Source organism: Dehalococcoidia bacterium, from assembly GCA_025054935.1.
In the GTDB taxonomy this organism is placed as follows: domain Bacteria; phylum Chloroflexota; class Dehalococcoidia; order SpSt-223; family SpSt-223; genus JANWZD01.
In genome coordinates this window covers 77271-95879 of record JANWZD010000015.1, presented here as the reverse complement: position 1 = coordinate 95879, position 18609 = coordinate 77271, and the positions used below count along the sequence as shown (strand labels likewise).

Here is an 18609-nt window from a genome sequence, read left to right as displayed (position 1 = left end):
CCGTATTGGCGGGGCCGCCGCGGGCGCCCGCGGCAATCCCGCCGAAATGCGGGACCACGCCTTCCTCGCCCTTCTCCCTCCGAAAACAGCTGTCTGGCGGCGGGATTGCCGCGGCGGCTTCGCCGCCTCGCAACGACGCCGGCCGTGAGCGTCTCTCTCGCGCTGAGAAGCACGGCACGGCGTTAGGCGAGGATCGTCCAGAACACGCCGTCCGGCGCAATGAAGCTGAAGCTCTCCTCGCCGAACTCGTTCCGCACAATGGGGGTGACGGCGGTGGCCGCGCTCGCCTGCACTCTGGCGTGATAGTCGGCGATGTCATCGACGCGGAAGGTCGAGAGCGTCAGCCCGCGCGAGCCGGGCCGCGAGCGAGCAGAGAGATCCGGGGTCTTCCAGCGAGGCATGTAGAACTGGAACATCCCGCAGGACGCTCCCGGCGCCATGTAGCCCTGAATGGTGAACGCTTGGTCGGGGTCGATCATCAGGGTCTCCGCATTGCCGGGATTGCGGCCCGTGCTCTCGTGGAGCGGGTTCGTGTTCACCATCCCAAGAACATCGACATAGAAGCGGCCGTGCGAGTCATCGCTGACGATGAACGATGAGTGCGTCGCTTCGCTTGTCTTCAGCGGCGCAGCCATGTTGATTGTGCCGTAGCCTTCGCGGACATAGCCGTAGCGCTGGAAGAACGCTTGCCGCACCTCTTCGCCTAGCACCATCAGCTCGCGCACGCCGATCCGGCGGTTGACGATCGAGGGCCGCGTGTTGGCTGGATCGGGAAAGCGCATCTGCGCGCGCGCAGGCGTCGTAACGGTGTACGGCTCGCCCCAGTGAGCGAGATCATCGAACGCATCCTTGATCAGCCAGATATCGGCGCAGTTTTGAATGAACCAGCGCCCTCCCACGGTCAGCGGCGGGACGCGCCCCAGCCCGTCATCCCGCAGTTCATCCCAGACAAACAGCCGCAGCAGCCCGTGGGTTGTCACGCCGCCGTTTTGGAGCCGCACGGAGCGCAGCCCGCTGGCATGGCCGTAGAGCGTTCCGGCCGCCTCGGCTGAGATCGCCCCTTCTGCGATTGGCTCGTAGCCGAACTCGTGCCAGTAGCGCAGCGCTTCTGCGAGGTTCGTCGTCGCGATGCAGTTCTCATAGATCCCGCTGATCATGGCGTCCCCCCGGGCATCGGTTGCTTCTCGCTTCGGGCGACACTCTACCATTCTGCGCACAGTCGCGGCGCCTCACTGCCGTGTCAGGAGATCTCTATGGCTGCGCCTCGTGTCGTCATTATCGCGGCAACCGCCCTCCTCGCCCTCGCGTGCCAGCCGGCAGCCACAACCGGCAGCGCCCCTGCCCCGTCCCAATCGACCAGCGGCCGGAAAACGTATACCGCGCCGCCGCCGATGACGATCGACCAGAACAAGATCTACCGCGCCACGCTCGAAACGACAAAGGGGCGGATCGTGCTCGAACTGTATCCGAAGGACGCGCCGAAGACGGTGAACAACTTTGTGACTCTCGCCCGCGACGGCTTTTACGACGGCCTCACCTTCCATCGCGTCGAGTCGTGGGTGATCCAAGGGGGCGACCCGCTCGGCAATGGGACCGGAGGACCCGGCTATCGCTTCGAGGATGAGCCAGTGAGAGGCGAATATCTCCGCGGCGTGGTGGCGATGGCAAACGCCGGCCCCAACACGAACGGCAGCCAGTTCTTCATCCTGAAGCGCGACACGCCGCTGCCGAAGCAGTACAACCTCTTTGGGAAGGTCGTCGAAGGAATGGACGTTGTCGACCGGATCGTACCGGGCGACCGGATGACAAAGGTGACGATCAGCGAGCGATCGTAGTCCCGCGTACAATGGGAGCACCTTCTCTCAGGAGCTAGGCCGATGCTCGCTGCGCCTACCGACAACCCGACCCTCGCCGCTGCCCGCGCTGCCTTTGCCACCTTCCAAGCGGGGCTCGCCGGCGACCGCGCCGCCCTCGACCGCTTTATCGCGGAGATGCATCCCGAGATGGTGCTCTACTTTCCGCAGGGACCAAATCTCAGCAAAGGGGCCTATCGCGGCGACGAGATTAGGGAGCTGTTCTCCTTCGTCCGGACGGTCTACAACACCGGCTTATTCATCACGCTCGATAACGAATTCGTTGCCGGCGACACGGTCGCCTTCCAGTTCCACGACGAAGCGGTGACCCGCGACGGGGCGCACTATCGCGGCTGCGTGGTCATCAGTTTCAAGATGCGTGACGGCAAGCTGTTCCGCTACCGCGAGCACTTTGGGCTGCGCTGGGACACGATCCCGCCCGCCGATGAGCCGCCGCCCTCCCAAGCACCGCCGACTACGCTGGACGATGTCCGCGCCGTCGCCGAACGCTATCTGGGCGCGCTCGGCGCCCAGCCAGGAGCGCTCGAGGCGTTTCTCGACCGGCTTGCGGATGACGCCGTGCTCTATTTCCCCGCTCGCGAGGAGATTGCCGGCGGCGCCTATACCGGCAAAGAGGCCATTCGCGACCTCATCCTTCGCCGCGCCGCGCGCACCGAAAACGGGATCGCGATCCAGCTCGATCGGGCAGCGGTCGGGGGCGACAGCGGCGGCTTTGCCTGCCACACCCGATCGGTCGCCGCAGGCAGTGTCGACCAAAGCACCCTCTTCCTCGTCATCAAGATGAAAGACGGACGCGCCTGGCGCATCCGCGAGTATTACGGGCCGAAATGGGGAGACGTTGTCCCTCCTCACGATGAGGACATCCCTTAACCCCGTTCAGCCGTTAGGGACGCTCGACAACTTGCGTTGCAAGATGCGCATACCGTGCCGGCAGGGGCTGACCAGGCCGAACCACCATCACTGGTACGGGCGACTCCCGCAGCAGCCGGTCGGCAACGCTGCCGAAGAAGGCGCGCTGGAGCCCGCTTCGACCGTGCGTCGTCATAACCACAAAGGCGACGCCGCGCTCCCGGATCACGTCGCTGATTGCCGATACTGGCTCGCCGACGCGGACGACCCCCTCCGCACCGACCCCGATCTCGGCCAGCTTGCGCTGCTGCTCGGCGAGATACGCGCGCGCTACCGCGCCGTCCTCTTCCGCGAGCCGCCGCATCGTGTAGGGGTCGAGGCCGCCGCCAATCTCCGGATTCACCCGCAGCAGCAGGAGCCGGCTCGGCAGCCGCTTTGCCAAGAGGGCAGCGTGCGGAAGCGCCAGTTCCGCAAGGGGAGAGCCGTCGAGCGGGACCAGCACTAGGAGCGGGGCGCGCGGCATCATCCACTCCTCTGCCAGCGCGCCGCAGCCCTGTCAGACAGGAGCCTGCGCGACGTTGCGCAGATGCTGCGGCGCCGGCATACTTTTCGCATGACCCAAAGAAACGGTGGAGGGGCCATGTGGACGAGGCGGAGGAAGCGAACGGCTCGTCTTGCGCGCGGTTGATGCGGCCGAATGGCCACTCGCGAACTGCCCAGATGGCCCTCCCACTGCTGCACCTTCTTCGGAGAATGAATTCTATGCCCTCGCGCTCGTCACTGCCCCTGCGCCACCTGCGAGCATGCCGTGGCTGAACGATCGGCCATTGCCCAGGACTATCCCGCGGCAGACTGGCACGCCCTCCCGTCCGAAGCAGTCGCCGAGCTCCTGAGCACCAGCGAGCATGGGCTCTCGCCCGAGAGCGTTGCGGCTCGCCTGGCGCGGTATGGGCCAAACCAGCTGCCAGAAGCGCCGCCGCCGAGCGATCTCGAACTCATCCTCCATCAGTTCCGCAGCCCGCTCGTTCTCATCCTGATGGCGGCCGGCGTCGCGACCATTGTGCTCGGCAAATACGTCGATACCGCCGTGATCGCGGCAGTCCTCGTCATTAACGCCACGGTCGGCTTCATCCAAGAGCGCCGTGCCGAGCGCGCCGCGCGGGCGCTGATGCGCCTGCTGACGCCTCACGCTCGGGTGGTCCGGAACGGTCAGGAACGCGATATCGAAAGCGTCGACCTCGTTCCCGGGGACGTCGTGCTGCTGGAGTCGGGCATGCGCGTTCCGGCCGATCTGCGCCTCACCTCGACAACCGCCCTCCAGATTGACGAATCGCTCCTGACCGGAGAGTCGATCCCGGTCGCCAAGCAGGCGGGGGTCTTGGCGGCGGAGGTGCCGGCGACCGACCGCACTAATCTTGCTTATCTGGGCACGATCGTTGTCTCGGGACGCGGGCGCGGCTATGTCGTCGCGACTGGCGAGCGGACCCAGCTCGGCGCGATTGCGGCGAGCCTGCGCGATACCGGCACAACAGCCAACCCGCTCGAGATCCGCCTGAAGCGGTTCAGTCGCGTCATCGGCATTGCGGTCGGCATTGCTGCAGCGATCGCGTTTGTCATCGGCGTTCTGCTTGGCGAGTCGCCGACCGACATGTTCCTCGTCGCCGTCGCGCTGGCGGTCGCTTCGATCCCCGAGGGGCTGCCGATCGCCTTTACCATCACCCTTGCTCTCGGGGTGCAGCGGATGGCGCGCCGGAACGCCATTATTCGTCGGCTGCCTGCGGTGGAGACCCTCGGCAGCACCACGGTCATCGGCTCCGACAAGACCGGCACTCTCACCGAGAACCGGATGACGGTCCAGCAGATTTGGGCGAACGGGCGGCACTTCCAAGTGGCCGCCGGCGAGAACCTGACGGGCGAACTGCTGGCAGACGGCATTCCAACTCCCCTCGTCGAGCAGCCGACGGTAGCGCAACTGCTGATAACCGCGATCCTGACCAACGAAGCAGAGGTCTATCGCACCCACGACGGCTTCGCGACCCAAGGGGACCCCACCGAAGCGGCGCTGCTCGTCGCCGCCGCTCGGCTCGGGCTCGAACCCGAGCAAGTGCGCGATCGCTATGACCTGCTGACCGACTTGCCGTTCGAGCCCGAGCGCCAGTATTCGGCGAGCGTGCGACTGCACGACGGCGCAGCATGGCTGTTTGTCAAAGGAGCGCCCGAGCGCATCCTCGCGATGTGCGACGCGCAAGCGCGCGACGACGGCCTTGCGCCGCTCGACCTTGGTGAAGTCCATGCCGCGCTCGATGCAATGGCCGCCGACGGGCTGCGCGTGCTCGGCTTCGCCTCGGTTCGGCTCCCTCACCCCCCGCCGACCGAGATGCCCCTGCCCGAGTTGCGCGGTCTGCACTTCCTCGGGCTCGCCGGGATGATGGACCCTCCACGCCCTGGCGTCCGCGAGGCGATCGCCAACTGCCGCGACGCCGGCATCCGCGTCATCATGATTACAGGCGACCACGCTGTCACTGCGCGCGCCATCGGCGCTCAGCTTGGGCTCGCTGGCCGCGACGCGCTGGTCGTCACCGGCACTCAGCTTGCGGCGATGAGCGACGCGGAGCTCGACGAAGTCGTCCGCCGCGCCTCCATCTTTGCGCGGGTCTCACCGGACCAGAAGCTGCGCATCGTGCAGGCGCTGCGCCGCCGCGGCGAGGTCGTGGCGGTCACCGGCGACGGCGTCAACGACGCCCCAGCCCTGCGCGCTGCCGACATCGGCATCGCGATGGGCAAAAGCGGCACCGATGTCGCCCGCGAGGCATCGAGCATGATCCTCGCCGACGACAACTTCGTCAGCATCGTCGCGGCCGTCGAAGAGGGCCGGATCACGTTCGACAACCTTCGCAATGTCACCTTCTTCCTCGTCTCCACCGGCGCCGCAACTGTCCTCGCCATTCTGACCGCGCTGACGCTGCGCTGGCCGATCCCCTTCCTGCCAACCCAACTGATCTGGCTGAACGTCGTCACAAACGGTCTGCAAGACGTGGCGCTCGCTTTCGAGCCGGGAGAGCGCGGAGTGCTCAGGCGGCGGCCGCGCCCGCGCACCGAAGGCCTGCTCTCGCGAACTCTTTGGGAGCGGACCATCGTGGCAGGGATCGTGATGGGCATCGGAACGCTGGCCATGTTTTGGTGGGAACTGAACCAGAGCGGCTCTCTCACCCAAGCCCAGACGGTCGCCTTGACAACGATGGTGATCTTCCAGATGTTCCAAGTCGGCAACTCGCGCTCGGAACGGCTCTCTGTCTTTCAGAAAAGCCCCTTCTCTAATCCGTTCCTGTTCATCGCCACAACCGCAGCGCTGCTCATCCACATCGCTGCGCTCTACTTCCCCCCTACCCAGTTCGTGCTGCGGGTTGAGCCGATCTCGCTCGACGCTTGGCTCCGCATCATCCCGGTGGCTGCGACGATCATTGTGGCGATGGAGATCCACAAGCTGATCCGGCGCCCCCGGCCGGACCGCCCCGGCTCGGGCGGACGCCGCTTCGTCCCCGCCGCCGTCGGGAGCCCCGGGCCAGCCCAAACGGGCTAACGACTGTCAGCGCTACATCTGCTACCGTAGGGGGGCGACGCGAGGCTCGCCCGCATCGCTTCCGCCGAGCGGAGCGCGCCGGCCGGGACGACGCGCTCCGCTCGGACGGAGCGGAATCTCTCCTTGGCGTTGATTGAGGTAAGCGTGTCACGCAGCAACAATCGCGCTCCGCTCCCCCTTCTGCCCGAAGACCGCCCTCCCCGCCGTGAGGGATATCAGAAACTCGGGCAGGCGCCCGCGCCGGCGAAGCCGCCCGTTGAGGTAATCGTCCTCAACCGCATCGCTTTCGGGCCGCGCCCCGGCGATGTCGAGCGCGTGCGAGCGATGGGAATTGCTGCCTACATCGAGGAGCAGCTGCATCCCGAGACAATCGACGAGAGCCTCTATCGGCAGAAAGCCGCCGCTTTCGATCTCAGCCTGCTGGACGCGCCGGTCGAAACGCTGTGGGCCCGCCGCTCACTGCAGAACTACACTGCCCAGCAAGCGGCCTTTCGGCAGGTGCGGCTGAACACCTTTCTGCGCGCGATCTACGCGCGGGCCCAGCTGCAGGAAGTACTCGTCGACCACTGGCACAACCATTTCAATGTCTACGGCCCGCACTATCCGGGACATTTTCTCTGGCCGGACCACGACCGTCGAATCCGGCGGAATGTTTTCGGCAATTTCCGCCAGTTTCTCGAAGAGATGGCGCTCAGCGGGCCGATGCTCTACTACCTCGACAACCAGTACAACCGCAAGAGCGGCACCAACGAGAACTACGCGCGCGAGTTGTTCGAACTGCACACGATGGGGGTCGCCGCCTATATCCCGGGCATCGCGCCCTCTGACCCCAAGATCGTCTATCCCGGCTACCGCGACGCCGACGTGTACGATGCCGCCCGCTGTTTCACCGGCTGGATGGTGGCCGACAACCCCTGGAACCCCCAGATTGGCGACACCGGTCGGTCGATCGTCTACGAAGGCGAGCATGACATCGGCCAGAAATACGTCCTGAACGCGTTCATTCAGCAGAACCAGAGCGCCCTCACCGACGGGCGAACCGTGCTCGACCGGCTGGCCGAGCATCCGGCGACGGCGCGGAATGTCGTCACTCGCCTCGCCCGCCGTCTCGTCTCCGACCGCCCCTCGAAGCGCCTGATCGAGGCCGGCGTAGCCGCCTTCACGGCCCACCGCAACGCCGACGACCAGCTCCGCCGCACCTATCGGGCCCTTCTCACCCACCCCGACTTCACCGAGATTTGGGGCGAGAAAGTGAAGCGGCCGTTCGAATCGATCGTCGCCGTGCTGCGCGCCACGGAGGCGGACTGGCGGTGGACCGACAGCTTCGATTGGAACTACGGCTTGACCGGCCAGCGCCTCTTCGAGTGGGGACCGCCCGACGGCTATCCCGACACCCGAGAGGCGTGGACGAGCAGCGCCCAGCTGATTCGCCGGTGGAACCTGATCAACGCCCTCTGCTGCGGGAGCATAGAGGGGACGACGATGGACCTCCTCGCCGTCACGCCGCGCGACACGCGGCCGACCGCGCTCGTCGCGTTCTGGACCAACCGCCTGCTCGGCTACACACCCCCCGCCGCCGAGCTGCAGCCGATCATTGATTTCCTCGCTCGCGGCCGGAACCCGAACTTCCCTCTTCCTGCCGAGGATGTTGCTGACCGAACGAGCGCCCTTGTCGCGCTCATTTTCCAGATGCCCGCAGCACAGCTGCGATGAAGGGAGCCCCGATGTCGTCGCTTTCCCGACGCACCTTCTTGGCCGGCTGCAGCGCGGCGATCGCGGCAATGAGCGGGGCGCGGCTGACCGACCTCGTCTTCGCCGCCCCAAGCAGCGCCTCTGCGGGGGCAGATGTGCTCGTTTCGATCTTTCTGCGCGGCGGGCTCGACGGTCTTAACCTGTGCATTCCCTATTTCGAAGACCGCTACTACCAGTATCGCCCCGACATTCGGGTGCGTCCGCCCGGCCGTCCGAACGGGGCGCTCGACCTCGATGGCCGCTTCGGTCTGCACCCTGCCGCCAACGAGCTGCACACCCTCTACCAAGCCGGCAAGCTCGCAATCGTCCACGCCACCGGGCTGACCGACCCGACCCGCTCGCATTTCGACGCCATGGCGATGATGGAGCGCGGCACCCCGGGCAACAAGACGCTCGGCACCGGCTGGCTCACGCGGCATCTCCGCTCCACCGCTGGGACCGCCGGCGAGATCCGTGCTCTGGCCGCCAGCAACCTCGTGCCGACGTCGCTGCTCGGCGCGCTCCATGTCGCCGCCGTCCCCCGAACGGGCGGCCTCGACTACTGGGGCGAGTGGAGTCAAGTCGAAGCGCAGCGGCTGGCCTTGCGCCGGATGTACGACGGCTCGACCTGGATCCAGCAGTCCGGAACGCAGGCGCTCGACATCATCGACCAGATCGCCTTCGCCGGCGCGAGCTACACCCCGCAGTTCGGGGCGGTCTATCCCGGCAACGGGTTCGGCGACGCCCTCCAAGCCGTCGCCCAGCTGATCAAACTGCAGATCGGCCTTCAGGTGGCCGCCGTCGACCTCGGCGGCTGGGACACCCACGAACATCAGGGCAACGACGGCCAAGGCCAATTTGCGGCGCTGGTCGACACCTTGTCTCAAGGACTGACCGCCTTCTACACCGACCTGACGAATTACGTCAACTCCTTGACGATCGTCGTGATGAGCGAGTTCGGCCGGCGCGTTCGCGAAAACGGCAGCGAAGGCACCGACCACGGCCACGGCAACGTCATGCTCGTCCTCGGCGGCGGGATTAATGGCGGCAAGGTCTATGGCACCTGGCCGGGGTTAGCAGAAGACCAGCTCGATGAGCGCCAAGATTTGCGGATCACCACCGACTATCGTCAAGTGCTGGGCGAGATCATCATGCGCCGGCTGAAGAACCCGCGCCTCGCCGACGTCTTCCCGGGCATGCCTCCCTATGCCCCGCTCGGTCTAGCGCAGGGCACGGACCTTCCCATTCCGCCCCCCTCGCTCAGCCTTCCGCCGACTGCGGCGGAGAGTGTGTTCATCCCTGTCGCCTCGCGATAGGAGCGCCCCTGCGCTTCTCGCTCCCTTCTGACGAAGTGAAGTCTGGACGGACTGTCACGGTCGGGGAACCCAGCAACGCCGCAGCCAGTATCCGGGCAGCGCCGACCGTCGCCGGTCCGCCGCCACTCGGTCCTGCTTTGCAAGGGAGCGTATGGCGTCACGCCAACAGTGGGCTTCATCCGCTCGAATGGCTGGCCGCGCCGCGGTCATCCCATTGCCGCCGGGCGAGGCCGAGCCGGCGGCGCTTGCCGCTCCAAGCGTCTTGGCGCGCCCGCCCGCTGAGGTAATCATCCTCCATCGCGCTGGGTTTGGCCCCCGGCCCGGCGATGTCGAGCGGGTGCGGGCAATGGGGGTCGCTGCCTACATCGAGGAGCAGCTCTATCCCGAGCGGATCGATGACTCTGCCTGCGAGGCGCGGATCGCGGAACTGGCGCCACAGTATCAGCACCTCTCGATCCCCGCGTTATGGGCGCGCCGCACGCTCCCTAACCCCGCCGACACGTGGAAACCGCGGGAGGAAGCGCGCACCCTCGCCTGGCTGCGCGCCATCTACTCGCGCCGCCAGTTGTATGAGCTGCTCGTCGACTACTGGCACAACCACTTCAATGTCTACAGCGCCGCCTACCCGATCTATCTCTTCTGGCCCGACCACGACCGCCGGATCCGGCGCAACGTTTTCGGCAACTTTCGCGCCTTTCTCGAGGAGATGGCCACCAGCCCCGCCATGCTCTACTACTTGGATAACGCGAGCAACCAGGCGGCGGGGCCGAACGAAAACTTTGCCCGCGAGCTGCTCGAACTGCACACCCTCGGCGCCGCCGCCTACCGTCCGGGAAGAGGCCCAAGCACGCCGGACGTCTTCACCGATGCCGACGTTCGGGAGGTCGCCCGCTGCTTCACCGGCTGGACGCTGCGCAATCGGAGTTGGGACCCCGCCTTCGGCGATACGGGCGAATTTTTCTACTATGCGCCGTGGCACGACACCGGCGCGAAGACAGTCCTCGGCACAACGCTCCCCGCCAACCAGCCGCCGCTGAAAGACGGGCGCGATGTGCTCGATCTCCTCGCGCGCCACCCCGCGACCGCGCGCAACATCGCGACACGGCTCGCGCGCCGGCTGATCGCCGACACCCCCTCCGCCAGCCTTGTCGACGCCGGCGCGCGCGCCTATCTCGACCACCTCATCGCGCCGGATCAGCTGCGCCATGTCGTCCGGGCGCTGCTCACCCATCCCGACGCGACGACCGTCTGGGGCGAGAAGATTCGCCGGCCGTTCGAGGCGATGGTCGCCTTCCTCCGCGCCATCGAGGCCGAATGGCGCTGGACTGGCGAATTTGGCTGGTATATCTCGCGCGTCGGGCAGCCCCTCTGGGAATGGCCCGCCCCGAACGGCTATCCCGACGAGCGAACCGCTTGGCTGGGGAGCACCCAGCTGACAGCCCGGTGGAGCGTTTTCAACGCGCTCGCCGAAAACTTCGTCGCGGGCACGACAACGACGTTGCCAGCGCGCCACCCTGCGCGCCTCACCACGCCGCGCGACGTGGCGCGCTATTGGGTCGAGCGCCTGCTCGGCTACCTCCCGCCCGAGGCGGAATGGTGGCCGCTTGTCAGGTTCGTCGCGCGCGGGCGTCATCCCGACGTCCCGCTCTCTCCAGAAACGGTGGAGGCGCGCGTCAACTCGCTGGCGGCGCTCGTCTTCCATCTTCCGGCGGCGCAGCTGCGATGACGCTCTCGCGACGACGCTTCCTCGCGGGCTGCAGCGGCGCGATCGCCGCCCTGAGCGGCGCCTGGGTGTCGCATCTTGCCTTCGCCGAGCCGGCGCCGGCCAACGCGGGCGATATTCTTGTGTCGATCTTCCTGCGGGGCGGCATCGATGGGCTGAACCTCGTTGTCCCGCACGGCGACCCGCACTACGCGGTCAATCGGCCAACCCTCCGCGTTGCCCCGCCGGGCCGAACGCGCGGCGCGCTTGACCTGAACGGCTTCTTCGGTCTCCACCCCGCTGCCGCACCGCTGCTGACCGTTTGGAACGCCAAGCACCTCGCTATCATCGTTGCCACCGGGCTGACCAACCCGACCCGCTCGCATTTCGACGCCATGGCGATGATGGAGCGCGGCACCCCCGGCCACAAATCGCTCGCCACCGGCTGGATCACGCGGCATCTCACCACGGCCGGCACGACCGCCTCGAACGGCGGGGCCCCACCCCTCACCGCGCTGACCACCAGCGCCACCCTTCCCGACGCGGTGCTCGGCCTTCACGAGACCGCAGCCGTGCCGAGCTTTCAGGCGCTCGACTACACAGGCCGCTGGGACCAGATCGATTTTCAGCGGATCGCCGTCCGCGAGCTGTATGGCGGCGATCACTGGATCCAGCGTGCGGGCATTCAGGCCCTCGACGTAGTCGACCGGGTAGTCGCGCGCCTGCCGGACCGCTACACCCCCGCGAACGGGGCGCGCTACCCGAGCGGCGCCTTCGGCCAGTCGCTGCAAGTGGTCGCCCAAGCGATCAAGCTGGACCTTGGACTGCGCGTCGCCTGCGTCGACTTTGGCGGCTGGGATACGCACGAAGAGCAGGGAGGAGACGGCGAAGGCCTGTTCGCCGCCCTAGTCGGAGCGCTCGCCGGCGGGCTGAGCGCGTTCCTCACCGACCTCGCCGACTGGTCAGAGCGGCTGACTGTCGTTGTGATGAGCGAGTTCGGCCGGCAGCTGCGCGAAAATCAAAGCAGAGGCACCGACCACGGGCACGGCAACGTCATGCTTGTCCTTGGCGGCGGCATCATCGGCGGGATCTACGGCCGTTGGCCCGGCCTCGAACGGGAGGCGCTCTTCGAGCAGCAAGACCTCGCCATCACGACAGATTATCGGCACGTGTTAGGCGAAATCGTGGTGCGCCGGCTGAAGAACCCGCGCCTCACCGACGTCTTCCCCGGCATGCCTCCCTATGCCCCGCTCGGCTTCGCTCGCGGCACCGACTCTCCCAATTCTCCTCCTGCGACCGCAGCCCCCTCTCCTGCCGCGCCGGCACTCAACGCACCCCGCGTCTACATTCCGATTGCCGGGCGCTAGCAGCAGGCGCGCCACGACGCTTGCCCAGCGCATGAGGCAACGCGAGGCCGCCTGCTGCGACGAGCTGCCTTCAGCGCCAGAAGCCCTTCTGTTCTTGCTGTCGACGGGGGACGAGCGCCCGCTCCCCCCGGGGAGAAGCAGCGGCGAGACCGCGCCCTACCGCTTCCGGTAGTGGAACACGCCGTCGATCAAGATCTTCTCGACCAAGCCTTGACGGCGCAGATATTCGAGATGCGCGAGCGTCTCCATCATCGCGGCGCGGCGAGTATGGGCGTCGAAGGTCGCGAAGTCGCCGACATTCCAACGCACGGCGGCGGCAACCGCGTAGCCGGTCTTCGGCTGGTCGGTGAGCGTCGCCAGCATCTGGCTCAGCCGCTCCTCATGATGCGCCTCGATCTCGCGGATGCGCCGCGCGAGGCCGGAAAAGGCGTGTTCGTGCGCCGGCAGCACTGTCGTCACCGGCAAGTCTTGGAGCTTGCGGAGCGAGGCGATATAGTCGCCGAGCGGGTTCTCACTTGACTCTGGATGGAGGCTGACGTTCGGCGTGATGCCCGGCAGGATGTGATCGCCGGAGATGAGGGTCTTCGTCGACCGGTTGTAGAGAACGATGTGGCCGCGCGTGTGGCCCGGGGTGTGGATCACTTCCCAGTCTTGCCCGCCCAGCTTCACGATCTCGCCGCCAAAGACCACTTCGTCAGGATCGACCTCGCTGACGAAGCGCCGCGCCGGGATGCTTGCCGTCTGCAGTTCGGGCATCTCCTCTTCCGGCACGCCGTACGAGAGGAGCCAGTCGGCAAGCGAGTCGAGCAGCTTGCTGTAGGAGCGATAGCGCGTCTCAACGAACGGCTTTTCAAGTTCGTGGAACACGATCCGGGCATCGGTTTGGCGCTTCACTTGGCCGGCAAGGCCGAAATGGTCAGGGTGCAGGTGCGTGATGACGACGGTCGAGATCCGATCGAGCGACGCGCCCGCCTGCTCGACCTGCTGTCTCAGTTCGTCGAAAGCGCCTGGGGTCGCCCAGCCGGCATCGACCAGGCCGCACTCTCCCGCCCCAACGACCAAATAGGCAAACACCCAGAACTTGGGATTGTTCGGCGCGTTGAAGCGAATTTGATGGACGCCGGGCGCTACTTCCATCGCATTGTCCTCTGTGGCGAGTGTCAGCGACACGGCGACGCTCTAGGCGACCGCCTCGCGCTGGAGCTGATCAGCAGCGGCACGCAGCCGTTCGAGCGTGACCTCACGTCCGAGTGCGGCGACGGTCTGGTGGAGCGGGGGGGAGTCTTTCTTCCCCGTCACCGCAACCCGGATGGCCCCGAACAGCTGGCCGACCTTCAGCCCAAGCGCAGCGGCAAGCGCTCGCAGTTCGGTTTCGATCGGCTCAGGCGCGAAGTCAGGCAGCGCGGCAAGCCGCTCCGCCGCCGCAAGAAGGCCCGCGCAGAGCAGGTCACGCTCGACCCCCTTGGCAGCAAGCGCATAGAGCGCCGGGTCGACAGCGGGACGCTCGACGAAGGCGAAATCGAGCAGCGCCGGGGCATCGCCGAGCGTCACCAGCCGCTCCTGAATGAGAGGAACGAACTGGCGTACGCGGGCGCGGTCGAGCGGCCGGGGGACATCTGGAGGCAAGTCCCGCTCGAGGAAGGGGATCAGCCGGTCGGTCAGGTCGTCGACACTAAGCGCGCGGATATAGACCCCATTGAACCAGTCGAGCTTTTCGCGGTTGAACACCGCCCCGTGCTTGCTCAGCTTGTCAAGCGTGAAATGCTCGATCAGAAAGGCGCGATCCATGATCTCGGTGCGGTCGTCGTACGCCCAGCCGAGGAGCGCCAGGTAGTTGACCATCGCCTCCGGCAAGTAGCCGGCATCGCGATACTCAAGGATCGCCGTTGCGCCATGCCGCTTTGACAGCTTCTTCTTGTCATGCCCGAGCACATCGGGCAGGTGCACGTAGACCGGGAGGTCCCAGCCGAGTGCCCAATAGAGCTGGACAAACTTCGGCGTGCTCGGCACAAACTCTTCCGCGCGCATCACGTGCGTGATCGCCATGTCGTGGTCGTCCACCACGTGGGCGAAGTTGTAGGTGGGATAGCCGTCCGACTTGATCATCACGAAGTCGTCGAGCGTGCTGTTGTCGACGGTGATCTCGCCGCGCAGCACGTCGTGCCAAGTGGTCTTCCCCTCGAGCGGCATCGCAAAGCGGATCACGGGACGCCGCCCGCCGAGCGCCGCCGCGCGCGCAGCGCGTTCTTCCGACGTGAGGGCACGGCAGCGGCGATCGTAGCCGGGGGGACGGCCTTCGGCCCGCTGGCGCTCTCGCATTGCCGCAAGCTCTTCGGTCGAGCAGAAGCAGGGATAGGCCTTGCCAGCCTCGACGAGCGCCTGAGCGACTTCGTGATAGCGGTCGAGCCGCTCCGACTGGACATACGGTCCGTAGGGCCCGCCGACGCCCGGCCCTTCGTCCGGGTCGAGCCCAAGCCAAGCGAGCGACTCGAGGATGTTGTCCACCGCGCCGGGCACTTCGCGCTCTTTATCGGTGTCCTCAATCCGAAGGACAAACGCGCCGCCGCAATGGCGGGCAAAGAGCCAGTTGAACAGCACCGTCCGCGCGGTGCCGATGTGAAGATAGCCGGTTGGGCTGGGGGCAAAACGCACTCTCACCGTCATAGCGGCAAGAGTATACAGGGCGGGCGCAGGCGCAGGAGCGCGCTAGCGGGCCGGCGGCTCCGCGACCGGCTGAGGCTGGGGCTGCAGAGGGGTGAGGCCGAGGGCGAGCGAGGCGTGGGCAGCAAGCCGCTGCGCCTCACGCGAGAGAGACGCTTTCGAGATGCCGAGACGGCGGGCGATCTCGCTGTCTGCCAGCCCGCTCAGGCGGCCGGCGACGATGGTGCGCCAGCGGCTGCGTCGCTCCTCGCCCGCCCCATCCTCAATCGTGCGCCACGTTTCGGAGGCCTCGGGCTCGCTGAGATCGTCCTCAAACGGCTCATCAAGCAGGGTCAAGTCGGTAACGTACGTTTCGTGCGACCGCGGACGCAGGAGGCGGCGCAGGGCATCGACCATGGCGTTGCGGGCCAAGCGCGAGGCAAAGGTGCGTTCGCTCGCAAGATCGGCACGATACGCCGCCTGCCCGCGCCAGATGCCGATCGCGCCCTCCTGAACGAGGTCGTCGCCATACAAGGGAGCGACCGTGGCGAAGCTTTTCGCATAGACCGCCCGACTAATCCGATAGCACTCTTCCGGGGTGAGCATCCCGATCCTCCGCGGCAGCCTCACTCTCTGTACGGTTGCGCGTCTCTTGCCGATGTATCGGCAAAATCTAAACCTATAGTAGAGCATAAGACTTTCGCGCGCAACTGCTTTTCCTCGCGCCGCCGCCCTCAGGTTCGCGAGCGCCGCTGCGGGAGGACGAAGCAGCGCTCCCTCTACCGGCCGCACGGATGCCGGCGCGCCCTGCCCGGTCGCAGCGGGAGAGGACAGCTGCCGTCGGAGCGGACCATGTCCCATCTCGGCGCTGCCTGCTCTTCGGACGGAGCAGAACAGCGAGGAAGCAGCCTCGCCGCGCTGACGCTTACGGCAGGCTGCCCGCTTCGATCGCTGCCGCGATTGTCTCGAGGTGATCGTCGGTCGTGCCGAGCAGCAGTTCGTCAACGAAGCGCCGACGCAGATAGAGCTGCAGGTCATATTCGACCGACCAGCCGATCCCGCCGTGCGTTTCGTGGCCCTCGACCGTGACCAGGCGATAGGCGCGGTTGCATTTCGCCTTCGCCATCGCCACATCGGTGTCGGCCGCACGGCCGTGCTGAAGCAGCCAGGCGGCGCGGTAGGTGAGGAAGCGGGCTCCGGCAGTCTCGATCGCCATCGCCACCGCCTTGTGCTGGATCGCTTGGAAGGCCCCAATCGGCCGCCCAAACTGGACCCGCTTCTTGGCATACTCGACGCTCATCTCGAGCACTGCCTGCATTCCCCCCACCATTTCCGCGCACAGCATCACTGTCGCCACGTCGTTCGCGCGCTTCAGTGCACTCCACCCCTGCTCGACGTCACCCACGAGGGCGCTTGCCGGGACCCGGACAGCGTCCAGCGCCACCTCGCCCGGCCAGTCGCGCGAGAAGGTAGTCATCGGCCGGACCGTCAGCCCGGGAGCGCCGGCCTCGACGAGAAAGAGCCCGATCCCTTCCTCGTCGCCGCTGACGCGAGCCGCCACGATCAGCAGGTCGGCAAGAGGGGCATCCGGAACAAACAGCTTCAGCCCGTTCAGCAGCCAGCGGTCGCCATCGCGCTGGGCGGTCGTCTGGATCCCGGCGGGAGTGCGGTCCTGCTCTGCTTCGAGCTGTGCGACCGTCAGCACCACCTCTCCCGCAGCCACCCGCGGCAAGATCGCCGCTTTTTGGTCGGGCCGCCCGGCGGCGAGGAGCGCTTGGCCGCCGAGCACCGAGGAACTGAGGATCGGCCCGGGTGCGAGGGCGCGGCCGATCTCCTCAAACAGGAGGGCGAGGTCCACGAGGCTGCCGTTCGCGCCGCCATACTCTGGGGGGAAGGTGAAGCCAAGCCAGCCGAGCGCGGCCATCTGGCGCCAGAGATCGCCGCGAGCGCTGCGCGGGTCGTCGAGCGCGTGGCGCACGACTGCCGGCGGGCATTCCCGCTGCAGGAACTCGCGGGCGCGACGCTGGATCGCCTCTTGGTCAGGGGTCAGGGTGACGTCCATGCTGCCCTCTCACGAGCGCGGGAGCCCCAGCCCGCGCGTCGCCAGAACGTTTTTCAGGATCTCGGGCGTGCCGCCGGGATGGGTCAGCACGCTGCGGACCACGACCCGATGCAATCGGCCGCGCATCGCCGCCCAGCGCGTCTCTTCGTGGGGGAGGCTGGAGTATCTGCCCATTACATCGATGACAAGCGCCCCCAGCTTCGGCAGCAACGTCTTGCCGATGATGCCGGTCATCGTGCCCTCGGCGGTCGGCACCACCCCGCTAGCTTGGAGCGCGACGACGCGCCAGCAGAGCAGCCGCCAGGCTTCAATCTCGGTGGCATACTCGGCAAACCGGTGACGGATGAGCGGGTCCTGCAGGATCGGCCGTCCGCCTCGGCGATGATGACGGGCATAGGCGATCAGATCTTCGAGGGTCCGCTTCGCGCCGGACGCCCCGCCGATACCCGAACGCTCAAAGTCGAGTGTTGTCACCATCGCGTACCATCCGCGGTTCTTCTCTCCGACCATCGCGTCCTTCGGCACAACAACATCATCGAAAAAGACTGCATTGACGAAATGGCCGTCGAGCGTCGGGATCGGACGCACCTCGATACCCGGCGTCTCGAGCGGTACAATGAAGAGGCTGATACCGCGATGACGCTCGAGGGTGGGGTCGGTGCGCGCCGCGAGGTAGATCCAATCGGCGATGTGCGCGTTGCCGATCCAGATCTTGTGACCATTGACGATGTAGTTGTCGCCGTCCTCGACCGCACGCGTTTTGAGGGAAGCGATATCCGAGCCGGCGTCAGGCTCCGTGAACCCTTGGGCGTAGACGTGCTCCATCCGAGCGATGCCGGGGAGATATTTCTGCTTCTGCTCCTCGGTGCCGTGCACCATCAGCGTCGGCCCGACGAGGTCGACGCCGACGATATGGGCCAAGGTCGGCGCGTGCCAGTAGCCTATCGCTTCGTTGATGATCGCCTGTTCGACATGGCTTCGGCCGCCGCCGCCGTACTCTTTGGGCCAGGCGTGGGTCAGCCAGCCTTTCTCGGCGAGCCGCTTGGAAAACGCCTTCAGCACCCCCTTCTCGTCATGCCGCACTTCGAGCTCAAGCTCGTAGTCCGGGGTCATCACCTCGGCGAACCACGCGTTGACTTCCTGCCGGAGCGCCTGCTGTTCCGGGGTAAAGGTGAAGTTCATACCGCCTCCGGCGACAGTATACCAATCTTCGCCCTGAGCGGACCGGCAGCATCGAGCCGATGGTTTAATCAGAACGCGGAGAAGGAGGCAGCGCCGATCCTGTTGACCACGCGTGCGGTGTCAGCTAGAACCGGAGAGCATGACTGCTTGTCCGCTTCCTCCGGCGCGCGGGTGAGCGTGTGAGCGCACCTCGCCTGGTCCGCGCTGTCTGGGCATGCTGGCTGGCCAGCATGGCGGTGCTCCTGGGATCGCTGTCGGTCGGCCCGGCACGCGCTCAGCAGCCGGCCGATTTTCCCGTTCCCTCAG

14 protein-coding genes are annotated in these 18609 nt (G+C 66.5%); 7 read left to right on the top strand and 7 right to left on the bottom strand.

The features are described from left to right. Positions 1-182: 182 nt before the first annotated feature. Entirely contained in the window at positions 183-1157 is a 975-nt protein-coding gene (locus tag NZ773_14395; protein MCS6803113.1) for a hypothetical protein, read from the bottom strand. 234 nt (positions 1158-1391) lie between these two features. Between NZ773_14395 and NZ773_14390 the strand changes: the two genes are divergently transcribed. Then, positions 1392-1835 carry a peptidylprolyl isomerase gene (locus NZ773_14390; GenBank protein MCS6803112.1) on the top strand — a complete coding sequence of 148 codons (444 nt, stop codon included), beginning with the start codon at positions 1392-1394 and terminating at the stop codon, positions 1833-1835. A 42-nt stretch (positions 1836-1877) separates the two neighbouring features. After that, complete coding sequence (locus NZ773_14385) at positions 1878-2744, top strand: nuclear transport factor 2 family protein (protein ID MCS6803111.1); 867 nt, start codon at positions 1878-1880, stop codon at positions 2742-2744. A 13-nt stretch (positions 2745-2757) separates the two neighbouring features. On the opposite strand, the gene NZ773_14380 is transcribed toward NZ773_14385, so the two are convergent. Next, complete coding sequence (locus NZ773_14380) at positions 2758-3249, bottom strand: universal stress protein (GenBank protein ID MCS6803110.1); 492 nt, start codon at positions 3247-3249, stop codon at positions 2758-2760. A gap of 282 nt (positions 3250-3531) precedes the next feature. Between NZ773_14380 and NZ773_14375 the strand changes: the two genes are divergently transcribed. From NZ773_14375 to NZ773_14355, 5 genes are all read left to right on the top strand, one after another. Then, a complete protein-coding gene (locus NZ773_14375) occupies positions 3532-6303 on the top strand; it encodes an HAD-IC family P-type ATPase (protein MCS6803109.1) in 2772 nt (923 codons plus the stop codon). A 144-nt stretch (positions 6304-6447) separates the two neighbouring features. Continuing rightward, positions 6448-8016: a DUF1800 domain-containing protein gene (locus NZ773_14370; GenBank protein MCS6803108.1), complete on the top strand. Its 1569-nt coding sequence runs from the start codon at positions 6448-6450 to the stop codon at positions 8014-8016. Between the two features lie 11 nt (positions 8017-8027). After that, a complete protein-coding gene (locus NZ773_14365) occupies positions 8028-9350 on the top strand; it encodes a DUF1501 domain-containing protein (protein ID MCS6803107.1) in 1323 nt (440 codons plus the stop codon). 187 nt (positions 9351-9537) lie between these two features. Continuing rightward, positions 9538-11076, top strand: a complete 1539-nt coding sequence (locus tag NZ773_14360; GenBank protein MCS6803106.1) for a DUF1800 domain-containing protein — start codon at positions 9538-9540, stop codon at positions 11074-11076. After that, a complete protein-coding gene (locus NZ773_14355) occupies positions 11073-12419 on the top strand; it encodes a DUF1501 domain-containing protein (protein ID MCS6803105.1) in 1347 nt (448 codons plus the stop codon). The genes NZ773_14360 and NZ773_14355 overlap by 4 nt, the downstream gene beginning before the upstream one ends. A 156-nt stretch (positions 12420-12575) precedes the next feature. On the opposite strand, the gene NZ773_14350 is transcribed toward NZ773_14355, so the two are convergent. From NZ773_14350 to NZ773_14330, 5 genes are all read right to left on the bottom strand, one after another. Then, the gene (locus tag NZ773_14350; protein MCS6803104.1) at positions 12576-13556 is read right to left on the bottom strand and encodes an MBL fold metallo-hydrolase; all 981 of its coding nucleotides are present in this window, start codon (positions 13554-13556) and stop codon (positions 12576-12578) included. A gap of 42 nt (positions 13557-13598) precedes the next feature. After that, positions 13599-15083 carry a glutamate--tRNA ligase gene (gltX, locus tag NZ773_14345; protein MCS6803103.1) on the bottom strand — a complete coding sequence of 495 codons (1485 nt, stop codon included), beginning with the start codon at positions 15081-15083 and terminating at the stop codon, positions 13599-13601. A gap of 42 nt (positions 15084-15125) precedes the next feature. Then, positions 15126-15665, bottom strand: coding sequence for a hypothetical protein (locus NZ773_14340; protein ID MCS6803102.1), 540 nt, complete (start codon positions 15663-15665; stop codon positions 15126-15128). Between the two features lie 319 nt (positions 15666-15984). Next, positions 15985-17121 carry an acyl-CoA/acyl-ACP dehydrogenase gene (locus NZ773_14335; GenBank protein MCS6803101.1) on the bottom strand — a complete coding sequence of 379 codons (1137 nt, stop codon included), beginning with the start codon at positions 17119-17121 and terminating at the stop codon, positions 15985-15987. A 9-nt stretch (positions 17122-17130) separates the two neighbouring features. Then, positions 17131-18303, bottom strand: coding sequence for an acyl-CoA dehydrogenase family protein (locus NZ773_14330; protein MCS6803100.1), 1173 nt, complete (start codon positions 18301-18303; stop codon positions 17131-17133). Positions 18304-18609 lie beyond the last annotated feature (306 nt).

Coding starts and splice junctions, on each gene's coding strand:
- NZ773_14395 (MCS6803113.1), bottom strand. CDS start 1,157: ATGATCAGCGGGATCTATGAGAACTGCATCGCGACGACGAACCTCGCA.
- NZ773_14390 (MCS6803112.1), top strand. CDS start 1,392: ATGACGATCGACCAGAACAAGATCTACCGCGCCACGCTCGAAACGACA.
- NZ773_14385 (MCS6803111.1), top strand. CDS start 1,878: ATGCTCGCTGCGCCTACCGACAACCCGACCCTCGCCGCTGCCCGCGCT.
- NZ773_14380 (MCS6803110.1), bottom strand. CDS start 3,249: ATGATGCCGCGCGCCCCGCTCCTAGTGCTGGTCCCGCTCGACGGCTCT.
- NZ773_14365 (MCS6803107.1), top strand. CDS start 8,028: ATGTCGTCGCTTTCCCGACGCACCTTCTTGGCCGGCTGCAGCGCGGCG.
- NZ773_14360 (MCS6803106.1), top strand. CDS start 9,538: ATGGCTGGCCGCGCCGCGGTCATCCCATTGCCGCCGGGCGAGGCCGAG.
- NZ773_14355 (MCS6803105.1), top strand. CDS start 11,073: ATGACGCTCTCGCGACGACGCTTCCTCGCGGGCTGCAGCGGCGCGATC.
- NZ773_14350 (MCS6803104.1), bottom strand. CDS start 13,556: ATGGAAGTAGCGCCCGGCGTCCATCAAATTCGCTTCAACGCGCCGAAC.
- gltX (MCS6803103.1), bottom strand. CDS start 15,083: ATGACGGTGAGAGTGCGTTTTGCCCCCAGCCCAACCGGCTATCTTCAC.
- NZ773_14340 (MCS6803102.1), bottom strand. CDS start 15,665: ATGCTCACCCCGGAAGAGTGCTATCGGATTAGTCGGGCGGTCTATGCG.
- NZ773_14335 (MCS6803101.1), bottom strand. CDS start 17,121: ATGGACGTCACCCTGACCCCTGACCAAGAGGCGATCCAGCGTCGCGCC.
- NZ773_14330 (MCS6803100.1), bottom strand. CDS start 18,303: ATGAACTTCACCTTTACCCCGGAACAGCAGGCGCTCCGGCAGGAAGTC.